The 24,483-nt window shown below is 60.5% G+C and carries 15 protein-coding genes; 8 read left to right on the top strand and 7 right to left on the bottom strand.

The genetic code is table 11. The features are described from left to right. Positions 1-2 precede the first annotated feature (2 nt). From KCG87_RS17065 to KCG87_RS17055, 3 genes are read left to right on the top strand one after another with little or no spacing between them, the layout of a single operon-like run. Positions 3-956 (top strand): cytochrome c peroxidase, encoded by a 954-nt coding sequence (locus KCG87_RS17065; protein ID WP_134787250.1) that lies wholly within the window; start codon positions 3-5, stop codon positions 954-956. Continuing rightward, positions 953-2,767: a DAHL domain-containing protein gene (locus KCG87_RS17060; RefSeq protein WP_210558495.1), complete on the top strand. Its 1,815-nt coding sequence runs from the start codon at positions 953-955 to the stop codon at positions 2,765-2,767. Before KCG87_RS17065 ends, KCG87_RS17060 begins: the two co-directional genes overlap by 4 nt. Beyond that, a complete protein-coding gene (locus tag KCG87_RS17055; protein WP_210558496.1) occupies positions 2,764-4,167 on the top strand; it encodes an ATP-binding protein in 1,404 nt (467 codons plus the stop codon). Before KCG87_RS17060 ends, KCG87_RS17055 begins: the two co-directional genes overlap by 4 nt. A 6-nt stretch (positions 4,168-4,173) precedes the next feature. Here the strand turns inward: KCG87_RS17055 and KCG87_RS17050 are convergent, their stop codons facing one another. Further along, positions 4,174-5,499 carry an APC family permease gene (locus KCG87_RS17050; RefSeq protein ID WP_210558497.1) on the bottom strand — a complete coding sequence of 442 codons (1,326 nt, stop codon included), beginning with the start codon at positions 5,497-5,499 and terminating at the stop codon, positions 4,174-4,176. A 294-nt stretch (positions 5,500-5,793) separates the two neighbouring features. Further along, positions 5,794-6,615: a carbon-nitrogen hydrolase family protein gene (locus KCG87_RS17045; RefSeq protein WP_210558498.1), complete on the bottom strand. Its 822-nt coding sequence runs from the start codon at positions 6,613-6,615 to the stop codon at positions 5,794-5,796. Positions 6,616-6,740: 125 nt separating this feature from the next. On the opposite strand from KCG87_RS17045, the gene KCG87_RS17040 reads away from it, so the two are divergent. Both KCG87_RS17040 and KCG87_RS17035 read left to right on the top strand, forming a co-directional pair. Beyond that, positions 6,741-7,541: a LuxR C-terminal-related transcriptional regulator gene (locus KCG87_RS17040; protein ID WP_210558499.1), complete on the top strand. Its 801-nt coding sequence runs from the start codon at positions 6,741-6,743 to the stop codon at positions 7,539-7,541. Between the two features lie 241 nt (positions 7,542-7,782). Continuing rightward, positions 7,783-9,402: an FMN-binding glutamate synthase family protein gene (locus KCG87_RS17035; protein ID WP_210558500.1), complete on the top strand. Its 1,620-nt coding sequence runs from the start codon at positions 7,783-7,785 to the stop codon at positions 9,400-9,402. A 6-nt stretch (positions 9,403-9,408) separates the two neighbouring features. Here the strand turns inward: KCG87_RS17035 and KCG87_RS17030 are convergent, their stop codons facing one another. Next, a complete protein-coding gene (locus tag KCG87_RS17030; protein ID WP_210558501.1) occupies positions 9,409-10,896 on the bottom strand; it encodes a glucosyltransferase domain-containing protein in 1,488 nt (495 codons plus the stop codon). A gap of 167 nt (positions 10,897-11,063) precedes the next feature. Then, positions 11,064-12,482 carry an amino acid permease gene (locus tag KCG87_RS17025; protein WP_027612097.1) on the bottom strand — a complete coding sequence of 473 codons (1,419 nt, stop codon included), beginning with the start codon at positions 12,480-12,482 and terminating at the stop codon, positions 11,064-11,066. 625 nt (positions 12,483-13,107) lie between these two features. On the opposite strand from KCG87_RS17025, the gene KCG87_RS17020 reads away from it, so the two are divergent. From KCG87_RS17020 to KCG87_RS17010, 3 genes are all read left to right on the top strand, one after another. After that, positions 13,108-13,566 (top strand): transposase, encoded by a 459-nt coding sequence (locus tag KCG87_RS17020; protein WP_098965430.1) that lies wholly within the window; start codon positions 13,108-13,110, stop codon positions 13,564-13,566. Positions 13,567-13,888: 322 nt separating this feature from the next. After that, positions 13,889-17,002, top strand: a complete 3,114-nt coding sequence (locus tag KCG87_RS17015; RefSeq protein WP_210558502.1) for a transglycosylase domain-containing protein — start codon at positions 13,889-13,891, stop codon at positions 17,000-17,002. Positions 17,003-17,167: 165 nt separating this feature from the next. Beyond that, entirely contained in the window at positions 17,168-21,850 is a 4,683-nt protein-coding gene (locus tag KCG87_RS17010; RefSeq protein ID WP_210558503.1) for an NEL-type E3 ubiquitin ligase domain-containing protein, read from the top strand. A gap of 48 nt (positions 21,851-21,898) precedes the next feature. On the opposite strand, the gene KCG87_RS17005 is transcribed toward KCG87_RS17010, so the two are convergent. From KCG87_RS17005 to KCG87_RS16995, 3 genes are read right to left on the bottom strand one after another with little or no spacing between them, the layout of a single operon-like run. Then, positions 21,899-22,390, bottom strand: coding sequence for a CS1 type fimbrial major subunit (locus KCG87_RS17005; protein WP_210558504.1), 492 nt, complete (start codon positions 22,388-22,390; stop codon positions 21,899-21,901). Between the two features lies 1 nt (position 22,391). Then, the gene (locus KCG87_RS17000) at positions 22,392-23,150 is read right to left on the bottom strand and encodes a molecular chaperone (protein ID WP_210558505.1); all 759 of its coding nucleotides are present in this window, start codon (positions 23,148-23,150) and stop codon (positions 22,392-22,394) included. Between the two features lie 59 nt (positions 23,151-23,209). Next, positions 23,210-24,466, bottom strand: coding sequence for a hypothetical protein (locus tag KCG87_RS16995; protein WP_210558506.1), 1,257 nt, complete (start codon positions 24,464-24,466; stop codon positions 23,210-23,212). Between the last annotated feature and the right edge of the window lie 17 nt (positions 24,467-24,483).

Below are 24,483 nucleotides of genomic sequence, written 5' to 3'. Positions count from 1 at the left end.
CGATGAACCTGTTCCGTCCCGCCATGACGCTGCTGCTGTGCGGACTCTGCGCCGGGGCCAGTGCCGACCCGCTGGACGAGCCGCTCAAACCGTTGCCCGCCGTGCCACAGCAGGACGCCCGGCGCGTGGAACTGGGACGTCGGTTATTCCACGAGCCACGCTTGTCGATCAACAACACACTGTCCTGTGCCAGTTGCCACCAACTGGACAAGAACGGTGCCGACAGCCGGGCGCTCTCGCTGGGGTTCGACGGCAAACCGGTGGCGGTCAACACACCGACCGTGTTCAACGCCAGCCTGAATTTCCGCCAGTTCTGGGACGGCCGCGTCGAGACGCTGGAAGAACAGAGCAATGTCGTCATCACCAGCCCCCATGAAATGGGCAGCGACTGGAGCACGGTCGTCGAGCGGATCGCCAACGACGCCGATTACCGCCGCGATTTCGCCGCCACCTACCCGGACGGCGTGACCAAGACCAACATCCAGCAGGCGCTGGCCAGTTTCGAACGTACCTTGCTGACCCCCAACTCACGCTTCGATCAGTACCTGCTGGGCAATACCGACATCCTCACGCTGGACGAAAAATACGGTTATCAGCGCTTCAAGGAGTACGGCTGTATCTCCTGTCACCAAGGGGTGAACATCGGCGGCAACATGTTCCAGAAGTTTGGCGTGTTCGGTGATTACATTGCCGATCGCGGCAACCCGACCGTGGCCGATCAGGGCCGCTTCAACGTCACTCGAGACGAAGCGGATCGTGAATTTTTCAAAGTGCCGAGCCTGCGCAACGTCGCGCTGACCGCACCGTATTTTCACGACGGGTCAGCGCCTACCCTCGAACGAGCCGTGGATGTGATGTTCCAGTATCAGTTGGGACGCAAGCCGACCGAAGACGACAAAATGCAGATCGTTCTGTTTCTCAAGACCCTGACCGGCCAAAGGGAAGGCAAGCCATGATCAACATTTCCCGTCGCCGTAGTCTGTTGTTGCTCACACTGGTCGTCCTCGCGTTGGCCTCGATCCTGCTGTTTCTGTACTTCAAGTCCAGCTCCGACCAGACCATGACATACACCGAGTCGCGGGATCTGATCCGGCAGATCAAACAGCAGAATTCGCTGTGGGAAAACGAGATCCTCAAGGCGCGGGTGGCGCTGACCCACAACTATGATCCGCTGGTGTCGCCGATGAACGAGATGAACCGGCTCTGGGAGCGCTTCGACGCCATAGAATCGGGGCATGGTCGAAACGATTCGACGCAGTGGAACGAGGCCTATGAGAGTTTCCTGCAAGCGATGCAGGAAAAAACCCGGCTGGTCGAACAGTTCAAATCGCACAACGCCTTGCTGCGCAACTCTCTGGCGTTTTTGCCCACCGCCGAAGACGACATTCAGCAACAACTGGCCAACCTGTCGGACTTCGATAAATCCCAGTTGGAGAACATCACCACCGATACCTACGACCTGCTGCTCAGTGCGCTGGAGTTTGCTCAAGTCACCTCCGATGACCGGGCCGCCGACATCGAGGTGGGTCTGAACAAACTGACCGTCAACGCACAGCGCCTGCCGCAGGCGTTTCAAACCCCGGTCAAAATCCTCAGCAACCACATCAGCCTGATCGCTCGCGAGCAGCCACTGGTGAATCAGTTGCTCGAAAACATCGAAAACATTCCCGTCGCCGAACGCCTCGACAACATCACCACCATGCTCGATCGCGATCAACAGCGTGTCGATCAGGTCGACCGCCAATACCATTTCTACCTGCTGCTGTTCTCGGTGCTGCTGATGTTGTCGCTGGTGTGGCTGGCCATCCGCCTGATCGGCAGTTTCGCCGAGATCAATCGGGTCAATACGGCCCTGCAAACCGCCAACGATGCGCTGGAGCAACGCGTCGAGGAGCGCACCCGGGAACTCAAGAACGCCCAGAGCGAGCTGCTCGACGCTGCACGTCAGGCCGGCATGGCGGAAATCGCCACCAACGTGCTGCACAACGTCGGCAACGTGCTCAACAGCGTGAACATTTCCAGCGATCTGATCGCGCGCAAGCTGCGCAGCAGCAAGACTCAGGGCCTGGGCAAGGCGATGCAACTGATCAACGAGCACCCGCACGACCTCGGCGCCTTTCTCAGCGAAGACGCCAAGGGCAAATTGCTCCCCGGTTATCTCAACCAACTGGTCGGCGCGATTGCCCAGGAACAGCAGGAAATGGTCGACGAACTGAACCAGATGAACAAAAGCGTCGATCACATCAAGGACATCGTCGCCACCCAGCAATCCTATGCCGGCGCCAACAGCATGACCGAGCCGCTGTTTATCAACGAGCTGCTCGAAGATGCGCTGCGCATGAACGCCGGGGCCCTGACCCGGCATCACGTCACGGTGGTCAAGGAGTACGCCGAGGTGCCGCAGGTGATGGGCGACAAACACCGTTTGCTGTTGATCCTGATCAACCTCATCAGCAACGCCAAATACGCGATGTCTGACCTCAGCAACCGCCCCCGCACCATGACCCTGGCGGTAAGGATCGTCGATGACAACTTCCTCGAAATCAGCGTCAGGGACGACGGCGAAGGCATCGCGCCGGAAAACATGACGCGGATCTTTGCCCACGGTTTCACCACCCGCAAGGAAGGTCATGGCTTCGGTCTGCACAGCTGCGCGCTGGCGGCCATCGAGATGAACGGGCACCTCACCGCGCACAGCGACGGACCGGGCAAAGGCGCGCTGTTCACCTTGCAGATCCCCCTGATCAGCGTCACGGAGAACGCATGAGCGAGCTTGTGAACCGCCGCATTCTGCTGATCGACGACATGCCGTCGATTCATGAAGACTTCCGCAAGATCCTCGCGCCACCGGCAGCACAGTCAGTGGAACTGGACGAGATGGAAGCAGCACTGTTTGGCGCTCAGATTCGCGCCGAACGTCCGCCGTTCGAGCTGGACTCGGCCTACGGCGGCGAGGAAGGTCTGGGCAAACTGATGCAGGCCTTGCAGGAACAACGCCCTTACGCGCTGGCCTTCGTCGACATGCGCATGCCCGATGGCTGGGACGGCGCGAAAACCATCGAGCATCTATGGCAGCAAGACCCGCTGTTGCAGGTGGTGGTGTGTACCGCCTACTCGGATTATTCCTGGGATGAACTGCTCGAACGTCTGCAAGCGCATGACCGATTGCTGATCCTGAAAAAGCCGTTCGACAACATCGAAGTGCAGCAGATGGCCAACACCCTGCTGACCAAATGGCAGATGACCGAACGGGCCTCGTTGCAGATGCATCACCTGGAACATCTGGTGGATCAGCGTACCGCGCAGTTCAAGCAGGCCAGCGAAGAACTGCAGCGCGAAATAGATGAACGCAAGCAACTGGAAAGTCAGTTGGTGCAGTCGGAAAAGCTTGCGTCACTGGGGCAAATGGCGGCCGGCGTGGCCCATGAAATCAATAACCCGATCGGATTCATCTCCTCCAACCTCGGCACCCTCGACGGCTACTTCAACCAATTGTTGAGCGTACTCGATGCCTGGCAGACGCTGGGGCCCACGCCGGACAGCGAATCCGTGGCCCGGCTTGAGCAACTGCGCAAAGACGCCGATCTGGATTTTCTGCTCGAAGACATCCCGGTGCTGATCCGCGAATCCAAGGAAGGCATCGGCCGGGTCGGACAGATCGTCAAGGATCTGAAAGATTTCTCCCGGGTCGATACCCATCAGCAATGGCAGTGGGCCAATCTGCAACAAGGCATCGACTCGACGCTGAATATTGTCGCCAGCGAACTCAAGTACAAGGCCGATGTGATCAAGGAATATCAGCCACTGCCGGACATCGAGTGCCTGCCCTCACAAATCAATCAGGTGATCATGAATCTGGTGGTCAACGCGGCGCAGGCCATGGGGCCCGAGCGCGGCACCATCACTTTGCGTACCGGGCAGCAGCAGGACACGGCCTGGGTGGAAGTCGCGGATACCGGCGCGGGGATCGCGCCGGACATCCTGCAGAAAATCTTCGATCCGTTTTTCACCACCAAACCGGTCGGTCAGGGCACCGGGCTTGGCCTGTCCCTGTCTTACGGCATCGTGAAAAAACACGGTGGCGACATTTCAGTCCGCAGCGAACCGGGCGTAGGCACAACCTTTCGCATCGAGTTACCGATGCGCCAGAGCCGACCCGCAGCCTGAGGTGTCTCAGGTCGCTTCCTGAAAATCCATCTCCGGCGGCTGACGACGAAAGCCCCCCGTGAGCACCGCCAGATACACCACGCCAATCGCCAGCCAGCTCAGGCCCAGATACACCGCCAGGTGATCCAGGCTGACCATCAGCCACAAGTCCGCCACCAACCCGATGAACGGGAAGATCAGAAACAGCACCAGCTCACGCGGGCCCTTTTTCTCGCCGCCGATCCAGTAATGAAAGATCACCGACAGGTTGACCAGACTGAACGCCAGGAACGCGCCGAAGTTGATGAACGAAGTGGACGTGGTCACGTCGAGTTTCAGCGCCAGCAACGCCACCACTGCACACAGCAGGATGCTGTTGACCGGTGTGCCAAAGCGCGCATGCAAGGTGCCGAAAAATGACTTGGGCAACACGCCGTCGCGGCCCATCGCAAACAGCAGACGCGAACCGCTGGCCTGGGCCGACAACCCCGAGGCGAACTGGCCGACGATCAAGCCAATGAGGAAGATCGAGACGAACAGATCGCCGCCGATGTTGCGCGCAATTTCATAGGCCGCCGAATCGACGCTGTCGAATTCAAACGACGGATGTGCGATCTGCACAAAGTACGACACCCCGACGAAGATCAGCCCGCCAATCAGCGTAATCAACATGATCGCCCGTGGAATGGTGCGGCGTGGGTCGCGGGTCTCTTCGGTCAGCGTGCTGACCGCATCGAAGCCAAGGAACGAGTAGCAGGCGATGGCCGCGCCACTCATGATCAGCGGCATCTGCATGTCGCCATTGAAGAACGGTTTGATCGACCACAACGGCGTGCGCGCATCGCCGCCGACGTAGTGCACGCACAGCGCGACGAAGGCGATCAGCACCAGAAATTGCACCAGCATCAGCAAGGCGTTGATGCCGTTGGCCAGTTTCAAACCGATGATGTTGATCGCGCTGGTGATGCCGATGAACGCCAGTACCCAGATCCACTGCGGGATCGACGGGAACGCCGAAGCGAGGTACGCCGCGCCGATCAGCCAGATCGCCATCGGCAAAAACAGATAATCGAGCAGCACCGCCCAACCGGCGATGAAGCCGAGCTTGGGGCTGATCGCCTTGCGCACGTAGCTGTAGGCGGAACCGGCGACGGGGAACGCGGCGGCCATGCGCCCGTAGCTCATGGCGGTGAAGAACATCGCCACCAGTGCCGCCAGATACGCGGCCGGGACCATGCCGGCGGTGGATTGCGCGAGGATGCCGAAAGTGCCGAGGACAATGATCGGCGTCATGTAGGCGATGCCGAACAGCACCACCGACCCTAATGACAGGGTGCGTTGCAAACGAGCCATGGGCGACTTACTCCGAATGTTATTGGATTTATGGCAGAGCCGAGTTCGGCGTATGTTTCGGGTGTGGCTTTGTTGTTTTGGGTAAAACTCAAAGGTGCGTCAGAGTCAAAATCCACCCCTCATCGGAACGCCCCCCGCCCAGCCCTCTCCCCAAGGGGGAGAGGGGGAGAGGGAGCAGATCTCCATGATTTTCAGATCCTGAGTTCGACTGGGTATTTCAGGTCGATGTACTTCAAAAGAACACCTCGGTCAGTCCCCTCTCCCTCCGGGAGAGGGTTAGGGTGAGGGCAGCGGTCAACAGGCAGGAATCAAAAGCTCCCGGACCCCACCCTCCCGCTCCACCACCTCCCCCGGCAGTTTCAAACGCTGATCATCCAGGTAGTGGTAATCCTTGCGCGCAATCACCAACCGGTCGAAATCCAGCTCGACGCTGAACTGCCCCTCTTCCCGCCCCGCTTCGAACAGCAATTCCCCCAGCGGATCCACCAGCGCACTGCCACCGGCAAACATCAAACCGTCATCCCCGGCCTCGACGCGGTTGACCATCAGCGCAAACGCCTGGTTTTCCTGGGCGCGGGCCATGATTGCGGTGCGGTGAGTCGGGGCGTACGGGTCCATGTTGCCGTTGGTCACGATCAGCAATTCGGCACCCAGTTGCGCCAGTGCGCGGGCGGATTCGGGAAACTCGATGTCGTAGCAGATCAGCAGGCCGACGCGCACGCCGTTCCACTCGCAAGTGGCATAGCGGTCGCCGGGCTCGAACACGCCGCGATCCGAAGCCCAGAGGTGGGTCTTGCGATATTTGAGCGCGATGCCTTCGGGGGTGATCAGCAGCGTGGTGTTGTAGAAGCGCCCGTTGTCGCTTTCGGCCATGCCGATCACCACAGCGATATTGCGCTCGCGGGCGGCGGCCAGCACCGCGCTGACGGTCGGGCCATCCAGCGGCTCGGCGATCTGCGCCACAGTGTCGGCGCTCGGAAAGCCCATCAGGTGGGTTTCCGGGAACACGATCAATTGCGTGTCGGCCGCGCACGCGGCAATCGCCGCGAGGGTATGTTCGAGGTTGTACGCCGTGTCTTTGTCACGGCCCGCCAGTTGGGCGAGTTCGACTTTCATCGCGAGTCCTTATGTTCATGGCCGGGCGCTGAAAGATTGCCCGGTGGCTGTCTGTGGGCCAGTATGCGCAGCAAGCAACCGGCCAGGGAATCACGCGGCCGGGGTAACCCGATAGGGGTAGATCCATGACCGTTTCGTTTGATGACATCACCTGGCACCGCGCCGTCGGGCAACTGATCGACGCGCTGGACAAGCCGAATTTCTGGGCGCAACTGGTGCGTCTGCTCGACCAGTACGTGGCGTTCGATAGTTGGGTGGTGCTGCTGTTCAGTGCCGATCAGCACCCGCAGGTATTCGCCGAATGCCCCGGCGAGGACGGCAGCCCCGACCCGCTGTTTCAGGATTATCTGCGCGGCTTGTACCTGCTCGACTCGTTCTACATCGCCTGCCGCGAGCAGTCGCGCACCGGGTTGTATCGCCTGTCCGAGGTGGCGCCGGAGCATTTCGAGCTGACCGAGTATTACCAGCGATACTTTCGTCTGAATGTGGTCGCCGACGAAATCCAGTTCAATTGCCAACTCGAAGGCGAGCGCACGTTGTGCCTGTCGCTGGGCAGTGAAAAACGTTTCACTGGCGAACAGATCGCTTTGCTGTCTTTGATCCAGCCGTGGGTGCTGGGCCTGTTGCGTCAGCGCCTGCCGTACGAGATCAACCAGACCGTGGCCCTCGCTGCCGCGCCAGCTGCGGCCGACTGGCGCGTGCAGCTGGAAGCCTCGGTGCAACAACTCAAGGGTGCGCAACTGACCGCCCGGGAGCTGGATGTCGGGCGTTTGATGCTCAGCGGTTGCTCCAGTAAAGAAATCGCCCGTAAGCTGGAAATCTCCGTAGAAACCGTGAAAGTCCATAAGAAACACATGTACAGCAAGCTGGGGATCAAATCCCAGTCCGAGCTGTTTTCGATTTTTCTCCAGGCGCAGAACGCCTGATAACGCGTGGAAATGCTTTCCTGTGTCGATAGATTCTCTGTGGTGAGGGGATTCATCCCCGATGGGCTGCGCAGCAGCCCCAAGTCTATGCATGCGGTCTTTCAGTTAAACCGCAGTGAATGGTTTTGGGGCGGCTTCGCCACCCATCGGGGATAAATCCCCTCACCACAATAAATCTCTTCAACAGGCCCGCCTGCTGCCACAGGTTTGCAAACCATTGAGTCCGAACCAAGGAAACCGTATGAGCCTGTCACTCCTGAGCCGCTACGCCTTCTTTGCCGTCTGCGTGATTTTCACCCTCGCCAGCCTGCCCTTTCTCGAACACGACTGGCTGTGGCCGATCACCGCCGTCACCGGCGTGCTGAGCCTGCTCGGTCTGTTCGACCTGCTGCAGAGCCCGCACGCGGTGCGCCGCAACTACCCGATCCTGGGCAACATCCGCTATCTGGTCGAAGGCATCCGCCCGGAGATCCGCCAGTACCTGCTGGAATCCGACAGCGACGCCCTGCCCTTCTCCCGCGCCCAGCGTTCGCTGGTGTACTCGCGGGCGAAAAATGAAAGCGCCGACAAACCCTTCGGCACGCTGATCGACGTGTATCAATCGGGCTTCGAATTCATCGGCCACTCGATGCGCCCGGCGCCGTTGAGCGACCCGAGCGGTTTCCGCGTCACCGTCGGCGGCCCGCAGTGCACCCAGCCGTATTCGGCCTCGGTGTTCAACATCTCGGCGATGAGCTTCGGCTCGCTCAGCGCCAACGCCATCCGCGCACTGAATCAGGGCGCCAAGCTCGGCAACTTCGCCCACGACACCGGCGAAGGCAGCATCAGCCCGTATCACCGCGAACACGGCGGCGACCTGACCTGGGAACTGGGCAGCGGCTACTTCGGCTGCCGCACCAGCGACGGCCGTTTCGACCCGGAGCGCTTTGCCACCCAGGCGCAGAACCCGCAGGTGCGGATGATCGAAATCAAGATGAGCCAGGGCGCCAAACCGGGCCACGGCGGGATCTTGCCAAAACACAAGGTGACCCAGGAAATCGCCGACACCCGCGGCATCATGATGGGCGAAGACTGCATCTCGCCGTCACGCCACAGCGCGTTTTCCACGCCAATCGAAATGATGCATTTCATCCAGCAACTGCGTGAACTGTCCGGCGGTAAACCGGTGGGTTTCAAGTTCTGTCTCGGACATCCGTGGGAGTTCATGGGCATCGCCAAGGCCATGCTGGAAACCGGCATCCTGCCGGACTTCATCGTAGTCGACGGCAAGGAAGGCGGCACCGGTGCCGCACCGGTCGAATTCACCGACCACATCGGCGTGCCGATGCGCGAAGGCCTGCTGTTCGTGCACAACACCCTGGTCGGCCTGAATCTGCGCGACAAGATCAAACTCGGCGCCAGCGGCAAGATCGTCAGTGCCTTCGACATCGCCAGCGTGCTGGCCATCGGCGCCGATTGGGCCAACTCGGCACGCGGTTTCATGTTCGCCATCGGCTGCATCCAGTCGCAAAGCTGCCACACCAACAAATGCCCGACCGGCGTCGCCACCCAGGACGCTCTGCGCCAACGCGCCCTCGTCGTCCCGGACAAGGCCCAGCGCGTCTTTAACTTCCACCGCAACACGCTCAAGGCGCTGGCAGAAATGCTCGCCGCCGCAGGCCTTGAGCATCCGTCGCAACTGTCGGCCAAGCACCTGGTGCGCCGCATGTCGGCGACCGAGATCAAACTGTTTTCGCAGTTGCATGTGTTTCTGAAACCGGGTGAGTTGCTCACGGGTGAGGTGAATGGCGAGTTCTATTCGCGGATGTGGCAGATGGCGCGGGCGGACAGTTTTGAGCCGCAGGAAGTGGCGGCAGCCTGAGCCTCGTCACCAACTGAGCAGGCGGTGAGGCGGCGGCTCTTTCATGACGATGAAACCGTAATCGCCAATCAGGTAAATCCGGTAATACAGGCTGTCCACCAGCGCTGGAAACCCCTGATAACCGACGCGGGTGGCGTTGCGCCGCTCGCGTTCGGCGACCACGTTGGTAATGCCTGCTGACGGCAGATTTTCCGCGAGCATGAAGTAGTCGACGTTGAGCAAATACTTCAGAACCGGTAGCCGTTTGAATGAACCGGTCGCACTGGCCAGCCAGCGCTCGGAGTAGCTCACCGAGAGATAGATCCGCTTGGCTTCACGCAACTCGCGATGGGCGGCGATGTCGTGGCTCAGGCTGTACAGCGCGCTGTTGGCGAAGGTTTTCTGCAGGCTCAGCACCCGGCCATACGCGAAGGACAGCGAGAGAGTCGCCAGCAGCGCAATGATCAGCAGCAAGGGCAAGCGACGGTGCGCGGATGCCAACGCAACGTGAGATAGATAGAACAACCCCAGCAACAACACGCCGAACCCCATCAGGGTGCGCGCGCCCTCATTGAAGTCACGGAACAGCAGCGTGATCCCCGGCACCAGCAAGACCAGCACTGGCAGCGTCAGCAAGCACAGCAACAGGGTTGACCAACGGTTCTGGCGGTACTGAATCAGGCGCACACAGCCGGCGATCGCACACAACACCAGCGCAGCGAAAACCCACGGGTAGCCGCCGTGAAACAACAGCGCAACTTTATCCAGGACCCGAGCGAAATTGATGCCGATCTGCAACAGCGGATCGGCGTCCAGGTTCAACAGATCCGTTTTTCGCAACGTTTCCATGAATGGGTACGCCGTGGCGCTGTAGATCAGGATGCCCAGGCCCGCTTGTGCGAGTTTCCAGCCCAGCATCCGCAGAATCTCCGGCCACTGCGTTCGCCGCTGAACAGCCCTGATCAACTCGACACAACACAGCCCGAGAAACACATTGAAGCTGATCTGATAAAGACCGATTGCCAGCGCCAGCAACGCCGCCGGCACCAGCCAGCGCTGCACCCGCGATGAACCTTCGAACGTGATGGCGTAGATCGCCGCGACCATGCTCAGGGCCATGATCGGGCCGTCGTATTGATAGGACAGATTCTGCAGCAGGAACGGGTTATACCAGAGCGGCAACGGCACCAGACAGCAGGCCAGCGTCGGTTCTGCAAAGTAGTGAAAGGTCAGGCGCGTCAGGGCCAGACTCATCGCTACGACGGCGAGCAACAGCGGCAACGGAAAGATGTTCGGCGCGGCGCCGGTGAACGTCAGCGCTTGATAAAACCAGTCGGCAAACAATCGCCCCTGCCCGGCCCAGGCATTGCCGGCGGCCAGCGTGCGCCAGTTGTCGTCGATGTAGGGAAAGTCGGCGAGGATCAGGGGCAGGACGTACAACGCGGTAGCCAGCAGGAAAAACAGCGCGACCTGACGCTGACTGAGTTCTCGTTGGAGAAATGCGCTCGTTCTCATGTGCGCGCCCCGTTTCAATGCCGCGCGAAATTGCGAAGTGATACAGGTTTGAGCCTTGCTTCGAGGTTTTTATCACGCTTTCAGACCGGCGGTTAAAGCACCTGAAGCACCCATGAAAAAAAGCCCCGACCAATGGGCCGGGGCTTGTTTGTTACCGTACTGTCGACTTACGAGACCGAACGCACCGCACCCTGCGTTTCACCAGTCGGCTGCAGCTTGAACACGTAGAACAACACGGTCAGCAGCACCAGAAACACCGGCCCCACATATAGCGCCACGCGGGTGTCCGGGAAGTACGCCATCAGGCCGACCACCAGCACCAGAAACGCCAGCGCGAAGTACGAGCTGACCGGGTACAACCACATCTTGTATTTCAGGCCGGCACGTTCGCTGGCGCTCAGGCCTTTGCGGAATTTCAGTTGCGCCAGCAGGATCATCACCCAGGTCCAGATCGCGCCGAAGGTGGCGATCGAGGTCACCCAGACGAAGACTTTCTCCGGCACCAGGTAGTTGAGCAGCACGCCGATCAGCAGCGCGAAAATCGACAGAAGCAATGCCCGACGCGGCACGCCGTTGGAGGTCTTCGCGAAACCGGCCGGGGCCTGGCCGTTCTGCGCCAGGCTGTAGAGCATGCGCCCGGTGCTGAAGATGCCGCCGTTGCACGACGACAGCGCCGCAGTGATCACCACGAAGTTGATGATGCCGGCGGCGGTCTTGATGCCCAGACGCTCGAAGGTCATCACGAACGGGCTGCCCTGAGTGCCGATTTCGTTCCACGGGTAGATCGACAGGATCACGAACAGCGCGCCGACGTAGAACAGCAGAATGCGCCAGAACACCGAGCCGATCGCATCGGGAATGGTCTTCTGCGGGTTCTTCGCTTCACCGGCGGTCAGGCCGATCATCTCGACACCCAGATAGGCGAACATGACCATTTGCAGGGACATCAGCACACCGGTCACGCCGTTGGGCATGAAGCCACCGTGGGCCCACAGGTTGGAAATCCCCAGCGCCACGCCGTCGTTGCCGAAACCGAAAGCGATGATGCCGACGCCGCCGATGACCATGGCGATGATGGTGACGATCTTGATCAGGGCGAACCAGAACTCGAATTCACCGAAGGCTTTTACCGCGATGAGGTTGATCGAGCCCATGCTGATCAGCGCCGCGAGGGCCCAGATCCAGCGCGGTACATCGGGGAACCAGATGCCCATGTACACGGCGACGGCGGTGATTTCCGCGACGCAGGTCACCAGCCACAGGAACCAGTAGTTCCAGCCGGTGAGAAAGCCCGCCAGCGGACCGAGGTAATCCTGGGCATAGCGGCTGAACGAGCCGGCCACCGGGTTGTGTACGGCCATTTCGCCGAGGGCGCGCATGATCACTAGGATCGCCAGACCGCCGAGAATGTAGGAAAGCATGATCGCCGGGCCGGCCATTTCAATGGCCTTGGCCGAGCCGAGAAACAGGCCGACGCCGATACAGGCACCGAGTGCCATCAGGCGAATATGCCGTTCGCCGAGTTCGCGTTTAAGCGGGCCGCCGTGAGCGGTCTCGCCATGGGGCAGGTGATTGCCGACTGGCATAGGGATACAACCTCGTCTTGTTATTGGATATGACCACCGTGTGTCGAAGCCTCGACCGATAGGCCTCAGCTTCCCGACACCGCACCTGCTTCGTGGGCAGACACGTCATGCAGGACCCTGCCTGCAAGATCAGCGGGGCGTGCAGTATAGAAAGCTTGTCACAGGGCTTTTCACTCTATAAGTGACAACATTCAGCTAGAAGTCTCGGCAAAAAGCCGCTTTGCGGAGAGATATTACCTGATATGCGTAGGAATATTCACCACAAAAAATCCCGGCGAGTATTGCACGATGATGGTGCACCGTCATGGCCCTGCTTTGGTGGTATTGAAGATTAAAGAGCTCTAAACCGGTACTCCTCAGTTCATATGGCCTATTGCGTTGAAAGCTTTCTGTGGTGAGGGGATTTATCCCCGATGGACTGCGCAGCAGGCCCAAGCTCTTAAAATGTGATCACCCTTGGTCAGGGCCGCTTCGCGCCCCATCGGGGATAAATCCCCTCGCCACACGTGACGTCAATATTCCCCGCCCCGCCTGAAAAACGAAAATTCCTACGGCATTTACAGACCCGGCTCAAGTAATCCGCCACTAGCCTTCAGGCCTTGATGACTGAACGCAGGGAGCGAACATGCCAGTCAAACCAAATACTTACCGTCTTCGTTTAGGCCGACATTCCGAAACAGACCGAGCCTATTTCGTTACTTCAGTTGTATATGACCGCCAACCCGTATTTTCCGACTGGCGCACAGGCCGATTATTGGTTACAGAGTTCCGCCACGCCCATGAACAAGGCTTAGTGGAGTCCATCGCCTGGGTGGTCATGCCTGATCACTTTCATTGGTTGATGCAGTTGAAAAGCGACAACCTTGGCACAGTCATTGGCGCGGTAAAGGCGCGCTGCACCCAAGCCGTTAACAGGAAAACCGGTCGGCGCGGTCGATTGTGGCAAACCGGTTTCCACGACCGCGCTATCCGTGATGGTGAGGACTTGAAACCATTCGCCCGGTACATCATCGCCAATCCGCTACGGGCGGGATTGGTAGAGCGGATTGGCGACTACCCGCTTTGGGACGCCTGCTGGCTCTAGGTCCATTACCTAAACTCAATCATGTCAATTCATCTGTGGTCAGGAGATTTGAATGTGGTGAGGGGACTTATCTGTGGCGAGGGGATTTATCCCCGATGGACTGCGCAGCAGGCCCAGCTATTAAAATGCGTAGCCCCTTGTTCAGGGGCCGCTTCGCGCCCCATCGGGGATAAATCCCCTCACCACAGTTAACCTCCACTCAAAATAGCCAGCGACTCCAGTTTTGTTCAGATGGCTTCCCCGCACTTTTTTTTCCCCATCACCAACCACCGTCTAAGCTTCAGTCAAGTCCGATCAATCTGCGTGAATGGATCAATCGACTATGGGCGCTTTGTGGCAAACCGATTCGAGTAAAGCCGTGGTTCCGACTGAACGTGTGGATGAAGCGCCTGTCCCCCCAAAAAAACGCCGCAGCCGACATGGCTGGAAGGCGTTCTGGTTATTGCTGCTGATTATCGCCATCGTGGTGGGTCTGGCCGCGAGTAAGGAGATGCGTACCTCGCGTTTCCAGTCCCGGGAGCTGAGCCAGTACGCCGCCTCGCTCAAATATCAGTTGGAGCCCGGTCCCAGCGAAGCGATCCGCTATCCGGGCAACGGGCCGTTCGATCTGCGTCTGGGCTACAGCTCTCTCGATGAATTCCTGCCACGCCTGCTCAAGCGCAATTACGTGATCACCGAGCAGACACGATTTTCACCCGCGCTGCTGAGCTACACCGACAAGGGCCTGTTCGTGCCCTATTCGGAAAAGATCCAGGCCGGGCTGTCGATCACCGATTGCCGCGCTGCGCCGTTGTATCAGTACAAGTACCCGCAGCAGCTGTATTCGAGTTTTGCGGCGATTCCGCCGGTGGTGGTCAGCAGTTTGCTGTTCATCGAAAACCGCTTTCTGCTCGACCCCAAACAACCGCTGGCCAACCCGGCGGTGGACTGGCCGCGTTTCGGCATGGCCGCGTGGTCGCAGGTAGCGAAGTTGCTGCACCTGCCGGGGCAATCGGCGGGCGGCAGCACCCTGGCGACACAGCTGGAAAAGTACCGGCATTCGCCCGATGGCCTGACGGTGTCTGGCGCCGAGAAGATCCGCCAGATGATTTCCGCCAGCGTGCGTGCCTATCAGCCCGGCCCGCAAACCCTCGGCGCGCGGCAGAACATCATCCGCGACTACCTCAACAGCGTGCCGCTTTCCGCTGTGCCGGGGCACGGTGAAGTACACGGCATGGCCGAAGGTTTGCGGGTTTGGTACGGCAGCGATTTCAACCAGGCCAATGCACAGCTGAACAGCCCGGCCACCGATGCGAAAACCATGGCCGACAAAGGCCTGGCCCTGCGCGAAATGCTCTCGCTGATGATCGCCCAGCGCCGCCCTTCGCATTACCTGACCAAAGGCCGCGAAGAACTCGCCGACCTCACCGACAGCCACTTGCGCCTGCTCAAACAGGGCGGCGTGATCGACAGCGCGCTGGCCGATGCCGCACTGGCGAGCAAGGTCACTTACCGCGACTGGCAGACCCAGCCGACCCTTCAGCCGATCGAAACCAACAAGGGCATCAGCGTCGCCCGCAGCCGTCTGGCGAGTATGCTCAACCGTCCGCTGTACGACCTTGATCGCCTCGACCTCTCAGCCACCAGCACCTTGCAGGGCGAGTTGCAGACCCAGGCCACCGATTACCTGAAAAAACTCGCCGACCCCACGTTTGCCGGGCAGATCGGCCTGATTGGCGAACGCCTGCTCACCCCCACCAGCACCACCCAGGTGCGCTACAGCTTCACCCTGTTCGAACTGACCCCGGACGGCTCGCGGGTGCGCGTGCAGACCGACAGCACCGACCAGCCGTTCGACATCAACGAAGGCAGCAAGCTGGAGCTCGGCTCGACGGCGAAGATGCGCGTGCTCACCACTTACCTGCAGATCATCTCCGAACTGCACGACAAGTACGGCGCCATGAGCGTGCCGGAACTGAAGAAGGTCGAAGTACCGGATCAGGACCGCCTCAGCCAGTGGGTGATCGATTACCTGATCCAGAACAAGGACCACGACCTGTCGAAAATGCTCGGCGCTGCGCTCGACCGCAAATATTCGGCCAGCCCCGGCGAGGCGTTTTTCACCGGTGGCGGCCTGCATGTGTTCCACAACTTTCGCAAGGAAGACAACGGCCGCCTGCCGACTCTGCGCGATGCGCTGCGCGAGTCGATCAACCTGCCATTCATTCGCCTGATGCGCGACGTGGTGCGCTACGTCACCTACTCCGGCCCCAACAGCAGCGCCGAACTGCTCAAAGACGACCGCGATCCGCGACGTCAGGAATACCTGGCCAATTTCGCTGACCGCGAAGGCACCTCGTTCCTGCTCAAGTTCTGGAAGAAGTACAAGAACAAGGACACCCAGGCGCGCCTCGACACCTTCCTCGACAGCATGCGCCCGACCCCGATCCGCATGGCCGCCGTGCACCGTTATCTGCTGCCCGATGCCAGTCAGGAAGATTTCAACAGCTTCGTGCGCGCACACCTCAAAGGCGCCAAGCTCAACGAGAAACTCACCGACGACCGTCTGATCCGGCTGTACGACGCTTACGGCCCGGGTACTTACGATCTGCCGGATCAGGGCTTCATTGCCAAGGTTCACCCGCTGGACCTGTGGCTGATGGGCTACCTGCTGCACAATCCGGACGCCACCTTCAGTCAGGTGGTCAAGGCCAGCCAGTTCGAGCGTCAGGAGGTCTACAGCTGGCTGTTCAAAAGCAAACACAAGGGCGCCCGTGACAGCCGCATCCGCACCATGCTCGAGATCGAGGCGTTCCTGGAAATTCACCAGCGCTGGCAGAAAGTCGGCTATCCGTTCGACCATCTGGTGCCGTCGCTGGCCACCGCCATCGGCAGCTCCGGCGATCGTCCTGCCGCGCTGGCCGAACTGATCGGCACCATCCTCAACGACGGCGTGCGCATGCCGACCCTGCGCATCGACAGCCTGCACTTTGCTGCAGACACCCCGTATGAAACGCGTCTGACCAATGACCCGCATGTGGGCAAACGGGTGATGCCATCGGAGGTCGCCACAGCGATGCGCGAGGCTCTTTCACAAGTGGTGGACTCGGGTACGGCGAAACGGGTGTCCGGCAGTTTCAAAACCGCCGACGGCACCCCGCTGGTGATGGGCGGCAAGACCGGCACCGGCGACAACCGCATCGAAGCCATCGGCTCCGGCGGGCGCATCCTCAGTTCGAAGTCGATCAACCGTACCGCGACCTTCGTGTTCTACATCGGCAACAACCACTTCGGCACGCTCACCGCGTTCGTCCCCGGACGCTCGGCGGAGAACTTCAAGTTCACCTCGGCACTGCCGGTGCAAGTGCTCAAGGGCATGGCGCCGATCCTTTCGCCATACCTGCAACCGGGCACGCACACGCTGTGCCAGGCGCCGGAGGTCACCGCCGCCCGGTAAGCCACGAAAGCAGCGTGGCGTGGTGGTAACTGTGTATTTTTCCCTCCGTGTTTTTCGAAGGCTCCGTACGCAACCCCGGCGCTTTCAACCGGGTATTTGCGCTTTTTTCGCCCACTGTCCTTGCCTAGGCTGATCGCTCCATTTTTGATCAAGGACGATCCAGCAATGCCCACCCTTTCCCCGCAGGGGCAACCGCCACGCACGGCGCCCCTCGTTTCACCGGATGTCAGTGTTCATTATCAGACGATCGAAAAAGCCATCCCGGCCTGGCTGCGCGCAAGCTCAGCAAAGCGGGTCAATGAATTGCAGCTGCACCGACTGAAACTGCCGGCCTGGTATCAAGAGGTATCGGACGCCGAACATCGGCGTCTGCAACAGCAGATGCAAAATGCCTGGAAAGCACAAAACGACGTGGACAAGGCCTTGAGCAGCCTGCAAGACGTCTACGCCTTCGCCAAACCGTTATTACAGCAGGCGTTGCGACAGCGCTTCGGCGTCGAGGACGACGTCGAGAACACCTGGCTGCGCCTGTACGCCCCCGTCAACAGCGCGTGGTGGGCCCATGACTTTGCCGGTGCAACCACCAGCCGGACCGTCTCGCTGCTCGACGCTGCATTGCATAATTTTTCCCGTGATGAAGCGTTCAGCCCGGCCTCGGAGTTCATTACCCGCCCCGATGCCAACGGCCACTTCACGGTCAGGCCGCTCAAGCACAAAGTGAGTATCGAGCAGTTCAAGTCACTGTGCCGCGAGCTGAATATCGGCGCCCGATACGAGCAGCATCTCAACGATTTTCTGCGCTCGGGCAACCGTGTCGCCCGCCAGGTTTTGCAATACCGGGTCATCTTCAGCCAGAAAAGTACATTGAGCGTCTGTGCCCAGCTGGTCCTGGCGAAAAAGGACATTGACCGCGACGCCTACGAGGTCATCCAGGGCATGCTCGATGATCGGCGCAACCTGCGCTGGCGCGGGCGAGCCATCAACTACTACAACCTCGCCATGATGGATACGGCGCTGACCGGTATCACCCTAATAGCCCCTGACGTGGACACCGCCAATACCCCGGTTCCGGTGATTGCCTATGTGCCCCATGACCCGGAACACCCGCTCAAACAATACCCCTCGGCGCTGGACTTCATGGCGGAACTGACGCGGCAACTGCGCGACCGCGACGCTGCTGGCAGCTATCAGCGGTTTTTCAGCCAGTTCGTCAACCATCAGCAACGCGGGCATTTTTTTGCAGGGTTGAACGCCCGCCTGAGCACCGTGAAATGGCACGCCGTACCGCCGGGAACCCACCTACCCAGTTGGCGCGAAACGCCTGTGGATCACCCCGACCTGCGCTTTCGCCTGACAAAAGTCCAGGACGACCGCGATACCCGTTACACCGGCAGTCTCTGGGCTTACTTCCACCAGCAGAAGCTCAACAAGATTTTCAATGACGCCCGGGAGATCGCCATTTCCACCGAGTATGCCGACCGCATGGCCCGCTGGGCCTGGTGGGACAATCTGGGGAAAATCCTCTCGGACATCTTCAACGTGGCGCTGCTGGTGGTGACCCCGCTGGTGCCGGGGCTCGGCGAATTGATGCTGGCCTACACCACGTATCAACTGCTCGACGGCGTCTTTGAAGGCATCGTCGACATGGCCGAAGGGCACTTGGCCGAAGCGGGTGAGCAAGCCATCGGCGTGCTGCAAAGCATCGTCCAGCTCGGCGCCTTCGCCGCTGGCGCCAGCCTTGGACGTGTCGCACGGGTCAAGCTGTCGTCGTTTGTCGAAGGCCTGAAACCGGTGCAGTTGGCCGATGGCCAGACCCGCCTGTGGAATCCGGATCTGGCGCCCTATCGTCTGCCGGAACAAACCCTGCCGAGCCCGGCCCGCCCCGATGCGCACGGCGTTCATACGCTGGGGGACAAACACCTGTTGCGCCTGGATCAACACCTGTTCGAGGTGACCAAGGATCCGGCTTCCGGGAAACACCGCCTGCGCCATCCGCGACGTCCCCGGGCCTACGCACCGACGCTTGCGCACAACGCCGACGGGGCCTGGGTCTGTGAAACGGAAAACCCGCGTCTGTGGGACGGGCGAAAACTGATGCGGCGCATCGGCCATCGCACCGATGGTTTCAGCGACGCGCAACTGGAGCACATGCGCCTGCTGACCGGCACTGACGAGGACATGCTGCGCCGCATGCACGTCGACAACACCCCGCCGCCGCCATTGCTCAGCGACACGCTGGATCGACTTGGCCCGGCGCGTCCGGTGCAGCCCGACGCGCCACTGTCGCCGGCGGCCAGCCAGGTGCTGGTGGATTGTCCACAGTTGACGCCGGTTCTCGCCGAACGGGTGGTGTCTCATGCCCGGCCGCTGGAACAGCAGCAAGCCACGGCGCAACGTCGTTTGCCCTTGCGTTTGCGCACGACCGCCCGCGAGGTGCAGTTTGAATTGCAGTCCGTGCGCGCCGCCCAGGGTTTGCAGCAGGAAGCCCTGAGCAATATCGACAGCGAACGGCTGATCCTCGGCGCGCTGCGGCATTACAGCGATACTTTCGGGGCGCTGCGGATTGAAATCCGTGAAGGCACGTTCGATGGCGAGTTGCGCTGCGAAGCCGGTGCTGCGGTCGCCGAGCGCGTCCGGGTGCTGGTGCGGGTCGCTGCCGATCGCTATCAAGTGCGCGATGGCGCGGACCTGCCGATCCACCCTGCCAGTGGCCTGTACGAGGCATTCCTGCAGGCAATCAATCACGATGGCCGCAGTGCCCTGGGGTATCGAACCGACGACATCGAACCGTTCAAGCAGTGGATCATCGCCAGAACCCAGGCCCCCAGCGAGCGGCGCACGCTACTCGCCAGTCCGCCGATCCGCCCGATCGCTGAATACAACACCCTGTTTCTGGTGCGCGGCCCGGGCCTGAGCCGCAATGCCGCCACGCTGGAGCAACGCATCCAGGATCTGCATCCGCATTTCAGCCCGAGCGAGGTCGAAGCGTTTGCCAATGCCCTGACCGAACGCGGCGAGCCGCTCAAGGCCATCGAGGCACATGAAGATGAACTCGATGAACTGCGGGTCATCGTCCATCGCTGGCGCTATCAGCAACCGGAGAGCTGGGGGCCGGGCAGTCAGGGGTTCCGTGACGGTGGCGGGCTGCATATCTACGAAAGTCTGCTGAACTGCTTCGAACGCAAGAACGCGCACCTGGGCAACCGCGCCGATCCGTCGGCCTATGCGCTGGACCTCTCGCGGGAACTGCTCTCCACGAATCTGGAAACCTGGTGGGCGAAGCGTCCACCGCTGAAGAAGTTTCTCGACAAGGTCACGCTGCTCAACCTCGACAACGCGCGGTTTTCCCCCGACGCCAACGGCCTGCTCAAAGACTTTCCGAACGTGGTCGAGCTGAGTGCCAAATACTGCGAGCTGACGCGCTTGCCGGACCGCATCGGGAGCACGATGCCCCGCCTCGAACGTCTGCGTCTGAACAACAACCACATTGTGCTGGACCGTGCCGCCGTGGAACGGCTAGGCAACCTGACCTACCTCGAAGTGCTGAGAATGGACGACAACCCGCTGGGGCTGTCGCCTGATCTGTCACGCATGCCGCGCCTCAAGGTGGTGGCGCTGAAGAACACCGGCCTGACCACCTGGCCTGACGGCATTCTGGCCAAGCCTCGGCCACGCGGTCTGCTGCTCGATCTTCGCGGCAACCCGCTGACGGTAATCCCCGACGTGCCGAGCGGTTCCGATGGGCAATGGCTGGTGGCGCGCACGCGTCTGGACGTCGCGGCCCTGTCTGATCTCAACCAGTTGCGTTACCAGGACAGTCGCCGTTCGATGGCACTGCCACCGGAGCCGATCATGCCGGTCGCCATCCCGGGCACCTCGATCATCTCCAACTATGGCGCCGACTACTGGTCCGACGTGCCGGGCTGGGGCATTGATCGCGAAACACCGTGGACAGAGCTGGTGGAAGATCCCATGGCCGCACCGTTCATGGCGACGTTGCTCAGCGTGCGTGAGTTTGCCGATTTCCGCGCTGGCGGAGCGGCGCGCGAGCAGTTGATGCAACGCGTCTGGCGCATGCTCGACGCCGTGCACGTCGACAGTCGCTTGCGCGAAAAACTGTTCACCATGGTGGTGGCGCCGGTGGACTGCGCCGATGCCGGTACGCAGCTGTTCAACCACATGGGGGTGAACGTGCTGGCCTACGAGGCGCATGCCTATTCGGTCGAGCCGAAGGAACTGGAACTGAAACTGGTGACGCTGGCCAAAGGCGCGGCGCGCCTGGAACAGGTCAACGAAATCGCCCGGGCCGATGTCGCCAGCCGTGGCGGCAATCCCGACGACGTGGAAGTTTATCTGGCCTACCAGACCGGCCTGGCCAAACGTCTCGGCTTGCCCTGGCAGTCCGAGGGCATGCTGTACCGGGCGGTGTCCGGCGTCACTGACGCGATGATCGATCAGGCCTGCGACACGGTACTGGCGCTGGGTGAAGGTGATGGCCTGGTCAACCAGATGCTTGAGCTCGACTTCTGGAAAGAGTATTTGAGCGAGCGCTATCCCGTGCGCCTGGAAAGCAACAAGCGTCTGTTCCAGCACCGCTACGAAGCCCTTGAATCGCTGCGCGAGATCCAGCGCCAGTGGGTGCAATCGACCGTGGCCGAGGAACGCGCAGCCTTGCGCGAACAGCTCAAGACGTTGATGAACGATCTGCCGGCGCCGGCAACCGTGGTGTTCAATGAAGAACCGATCAGCGACACGCTGTTCGAGCGGCTGCTGGTCGATCTGGCGGATGACGAAAAAGAGCTCGCGCGTCGCCTGACCCGTGAAGCCCTGACCCGCGCCGGGCTTTGATGACGGCGCGTCGGTCTGCCCGTTGCACATCGGGCAGGCCGGGCAACCTCAGGGTGCCGCCGCATTAAAGATCAGGTGCACGTTGCCATAGTAATTCCCCGGCTTATAGCCGCCGGCGGGCGTGATCGGCTGGATCTCCAGCGCATAACGCCCGCCGGCCCTGGCCTGCTCTGCAGAAACCACCTGACGCGGCGTCTCGTGAGTCAGCACAGTATCGGCGAAGCTGACGCGCAGATAAATGTTCTGCTCCTCGCGACCATTGGACAGAAACGCTACGTTCTCCAGGCGGGCCTCGATGGCACTGGTGTCGTGCCTGAGGTCGAAGTGTTTGCGCAATCTGCCGAGGCTCTTGGTGCTGATATTCCACGGCAGAATCTGTTCACGATGAATCCAGTCCGTTTCGGCCGGTATTACATAAAAACCCAGCGTCGGAATATCCACCGACACCTCGAACCGGTGCTCTTCGCGTGCCGCAAACGATTCTGCACTGAACAGGGTCAGGACGCCCGCGCACAGGATCATCAACGATGGCTTGATCATTTCAGGCCCCCCCTGATGATTGGCCGGCTACACGCAGGGACTTCTTGCTCTCGCCTTCCACCAGATTGAAGCGGTATTCGCGTCCGGCCTGCTTGTCGAACTCGAAACTGTTGCCTGCGCGGATGTGGTGTTTGGTGGTTGGCTGGCAGGCGGTTTCGTCTTTCAGCGCACAATTGCGGAACTCGTCGATCAGCACCACGGTGTTGCCGTTATTGCGCACTCGATAGCTTGTCGGGGTGTCTTCGATCACGCTGTCGAAACGGCTGTTTTTCGGGCGCACAAAGAACACCGTACCGAAACCGGTCATGACGTTGACCCCGGCCGACAAGGTGGTTTTGTATTGCTCACGCTCCTCGGCGGACACGGCGAATTCGTCTTCCTTTTCCGGGACAACGGGGATGAACCGCACGCGGAAATAGCGCTCCCGGTCACGCTCACCCATCATCAACAGACGCGTACCCTGCATGCCGTTGGCCGGCACGATCAGTCGCGCGGGGCTGGCCATCAGGCCGTCACGACTGCTCATGTCGGCCTGGCTCCTGACCTCGATTTCCCGCGAGGTGCCGTCGGCGTCGTAGAGGATTTCGAGGATGTTGACCTTGACGAATGCAGTGCTGTCGCCGCTGTTGAATACCCGCTTGAGGTACGTGCTCTTGTCACCGTCGAGGTAGTCGTAGACCGTCCCGACATTGATCTGCGGGCCGGCCTGCAGGGCAAAGGGCAGCCCGCTCAAAACCATCAATAACACCAGACGCTTCATCACCTTGATTCCTTGGTCGTTGAACACAATGCCGACTCGACTCATCGCTGAATGGCCCATCAGATATCCGAATCCCAGATCACAATGACAGTGCCGGAATAGCTGTCGCTCACGCCGGGCTGCAGCATCTCTGCCATCGAATGCGGCCGAACTTCGAAATGCAGGGTTCCCGGGGCTCGATCCACATAAAAACCCGGCTTGAAATACAGGGCACTCCCGACGCCGGGCTTCAATGGCATGCGCCGCACCGGCTGGCCGGCCAGATCGGTTATGCCATTGGGCATGCTGACGCTGACGTACAGCTGGACTCGACGGTAATTATTACTGTCCTGCAATCCGCACTCGGCACCTACTCCGGGACCGCAATTGATCAGCATCTTGAAACGCGATGACGCCGAGATGTTGAAAGTCTGGTCGCGAAACAGGCTGACCGGCCGCCGTCCGGCCTGCAGCCAGCTCTGCCAGCCACCGTTGGGAACCAGGCGGACTTTCTCGCCACCGGGCGGGATGTCGACCTTGAGGGTGTGCTGCACATTCAGATTGAAATTCAAGGTCAGAGACGAACTCGACGGCAACATCACATCGCCAAAATCGAAATCCGCATTCGGCCCGACGCTGTAGGTCAGCGAACCGCTGTAGTCCCCCGACGACATCCCAAGCGGGTCGGGGGTGACCAGTTCATAGGCAAAATCGAGGTGTTCCAGACGCAACCACGGCACATCGAACTTCGCCTGTTTGGTACAGGCAGCGGCCGCTGGCGTTTTCCAGAAAAACGAGTATGAATCGGGGGAGTACCACCCCACACCGCTGTACTGACAGGGTGCGGGTGCATAGACCCAACTCAAGCCCCACAACAGGTTGTGGGCGCTGCGATCGTCTTCGGCGCCCTCCACCAGTTTCATCAAGTTCTCGGTCACATAGCGCGAACCGATACCGACGATCCGCACCTTGACGATTTTTGGCTCGCGGGTGGTCTCGTGATAGACCGTCAGCTCACGCCACTGCACGGGTACCTGAAACGTTGCCCCTTGCCGCGGCGAAGGATGATTCGCCGCAATCGGCGCACGAGCGTTGAACTGAATCGGCACCTGCAAGCTGAATATTTCGTGCTGCTCGCACTGCGCCGGATCGTAGGTGCAGTAACCACTGGAAGGCGTGGTGTTGTGGAACTTGTTGCGGTGCGGATAAGACGAGTCCGGCTTGAACTCGGCGGTGATCGACACCTGTTCGGCGTGAGCCGCAGATACCGTGCCGGCGACCAGCACAACAGCGGCCAGCCCGCGACGCAGGTATGTAGCAAAGGGTGAGACGTTCATGTCTGCAAATCTCCTGA

Source organism: Pseudomonas sp. MWU347 (genome assembly GCF_017947305.1).
Taxonomy (GTDB): Bacteria; Pseudomonadota; Gammaproteobacteria; order Pseudomonadales; family Pseudomonadaceae; genus Aquipseudomonas; species Aquipseudomonas putida_A.
This window is presented reverse-complemented; position numbering and strand designations above follow the sequence as displayed.

Coding starts and splice junctions, on each gene's coding strand:
- KCG87_RS17065 (WP_134787250.1), top strand. CDS start 3: ATGAACCTGTTCCGTCCCGCCATGACGCTGCTGCTGTGCGGACTCTGC.
- KCG87_RS17060 (WP_210558495.1), top strand. CDS start 953: ATGATCAACATTTCCCGTCGCCGTAGTCTGTTGTTGCTCACACTGGTC.
- KCG87_RS17055 (WP_210558496.1), top strand. CDS start 2,764: ATGAGCGAGCTTGTGAACCGCCGCATTCTGCTGATCGACGACATGCCG.
- KCG87_RS17050 (WP_210558497.1), bottom strand. CDS start 5,499: ATGGCTCGTTTGCAACGCACCCTGTCATTAGGGTCGGTGGTGCTGTTC.
- KCG87_RS17045 (WP_210558498.1), bottom strand. CDS start 6,615: ATGAAAGTCGAACTCGCCCAACTGGCGGGCCGTGACAAAGACACGGCG.
- KCG87_RS17040 (WP_210558499.1), top strand. CDS start 6,741: ATGACCGTTTCGTTTGATGACATCACCTGGCACCGCGCCGTCGGGCAA.
- KCG87_RS17035 (WP_210558500.1), top strand. CDS start 7,783: ATGAGCCTGTCACTCCTGAGCCGCTACGCCTTCTTTGCCGTCTGCGTG.
- KCG87_RS17030 (WP_210558501.1), bottom strand. CDS start 10,896: ATGAGAACGAGCGCATTTCTCCAACGAGAACTCAGTCAGCGTCAGGTC.
- KCG87_RS17025 (WP_027612097.1), bottom strand. CDS start 12,482: ATGCCAGTCGGCAATCACCTGCCCCATGGCGAGACCGCTCACGGCGGC.
- KCG87_RS17020 (WP_098965430.1), top strand. CDS start 13,108: ATGCCAGTCAAACCAAATACTTACCGTCTTCGTTTAGGCCGACATTCC.
- KCG87_RS17015 (WP_210558502.1), top strand. CDS start 13,889: ATGGGCGCTTTGTGGCAAACCGATTCGAGTAAAGCCGTGGTTCCGACT.
- KCG87_RS17010 (WP_210558503.1), top strand. CDS start 17,168: ATGCCCACCCTTTCCCCGCAGGGGCAACCGCCACGCACGGCGCCCCTC.
- KCG87_RS17005 (WP_210558504.1), bottom strand. CDS start 22,390: ATGATCAAGCCATCGTTGATGATCCTGTGCGCGGGCGTCCTGACCCTG.
- KCG87_RS17000 (WP_210558505.1), bottom strand. CDS start 23,150: ATGAAGCGTCTGGTGTTATTGATGGTTTTGAGCGGGCTGCCCTTTGCC.
- KCG87_RS16995 (WP_210558506.1), bottom strand. CDS start 24,466: ATGAACGTCTCACCCTTTGCTACATACCTGCGTCGCGGGCTGGCCGCT.